General features: G+C 65.3%; 1 protein-coding gene. It reads left to right on the plus strand.

The window, feature by feature from the left end:
- Positions 1-1,652: TonB-dependent receptor domain-containing protein (locus tag V6M52_RS18270; RefSeq protein ID WP_332702342.1), on the plus strand; the 1,652-nt coding region annotated here is incomplete at both ends.

The raw sequence follows: 1,652 nt of genomic DNA on the forward strand, positions 1-1,652 counted from the left end.
TTCCAGAACACCGTCGTCCAGTACATGGCCGGCGTGAAGTTCCCGATCGGCGAGAACTTCAAGGGCGAGGCCTATATCAGCCAGGGCCGCACCGAGATCGACCGGACCCAGTTCGGCAACATCAACACCCAACTCCTCACCGACATCCTGGCTCACCCGACCCAGAATCCGGCTGGCTCCAACGGCGCCTGCGCGACGCAGAACTTCTTCGGTGATCGCCCGCTGTCCAGCACCTGCCGTGCGGCCCTGGAATCGCCAGTCACCCGGCGCGAGCAGTACGAGCAGACCATCGGCCAATTCTTCATCAGCGGCGATCTGTTCGAACTGCCGGCGGGCCCCGTGCCCATCGTGCTCGGCGCCGAACATCGCGGTATCGAGTACAACCTGCGCTTCCTGTCCAACCCAGGTCCGTTCTCGGGCTTCACCGTCGGCCTGCCCGAGGCCGGCAGCAGCGCCTTCAACGACATCTTCGGCGAGACGATCATCCCGATCGTCAAGGACATGCCCTATATCGAGAGCCTCGAGGTCGGCCTGGGCTTCCGTTACTCCTGGGCGCAATTCGAAGACCTGCTCACCGGCCGGCGCACCGAGAACCGCGGCTCGGCCACCTATAAGGCCGAGCTGAACTGGAAGGCCAACGACTGGGCCCGGCTGCGCGCCTCGTACCAGCGCGCCGTTCGTGAGCCGAACTTCGCCGAACTGTTCGTGGGTACGGCCTCGGCGCCGCAGATCTTCGACCCCTGCTCGGCCTTCACCAACGCCTGGAAGGCGTCGGGAACCGGCCCGGGCACCCTGCGCGGCCTCTGCGCGGCTCAGGGCGTGCCGGCTACCGGCGCCACCACCGCGCCCGGTTCGCAGGCCAATATCAACCTGTCGGGAAGTCTCGCTCTCGATCCCGAGAAGGCCGACACCTACACCGTCGGCATCGCGCTCTCCTCGCCTTGGGAGGGCCAGTGGACGAGCCGCCTGCGCGGCAGCGTCGACTACTACAATATCGAGATCTCGGACCCGATCATCATCTTCGACACCAACACGGCGATCGCATCCTGCTTCAACTACAACGGCGCCAACCCGAGCTACTCGAACACCAACCTCTACTGCGCCGGCATCGCGCGGACGGGCGGCAACCTCACCAACTCGACGATCCGCAACCCGCTGCTGCCCGGCAATAGCCCGTGGCCCTTCGAGAACGGCGGCATCATCAAGACCTCCGGCCTCGACTTCCAGATCGACTACGGCTTCGACTGGGAATGGTTCGGCGCTCCCGACTGGATGGGTTCGTTCCAGGCCAACCTGCTGCTGACCCACGTGCTGGAGTACAAGCAGGCTGACCGCACCGGGCTGCCGCCGGTCGACTATACCGGCACCATCTCCTATTTCGGCGCCGGCCTGGGCACGAGCTTCCCCGAGTGGAAGGCCACCTTCAACGCCCGTTGGGACCTCGGTCAGATCGGCATGATGGGCTACACCACCGAGGATCTCAGCTTCGGCGCCCGGGTCCGCTACATCGACGCCATGGAGAACCGCCAGTTCCGGCAGTACGAGGGCGAGACCTTCCTCGGCACGGCCGGCGTCCCCTCCAACGTCCCGGCGACCTACTATATCGACCTGGACGCCACCTGGGGCGTCACCGACAACGTCGAGATCAAGCT

Origin of the sequence: Devosia sp. (assembly GCF_036676215.1) — a bacterium.
Classification (GTDB): Bacteria; Pseudomonadota; Alphaproteobacteria; order Rhizobiales; family Devosiaceae; genus Devosia.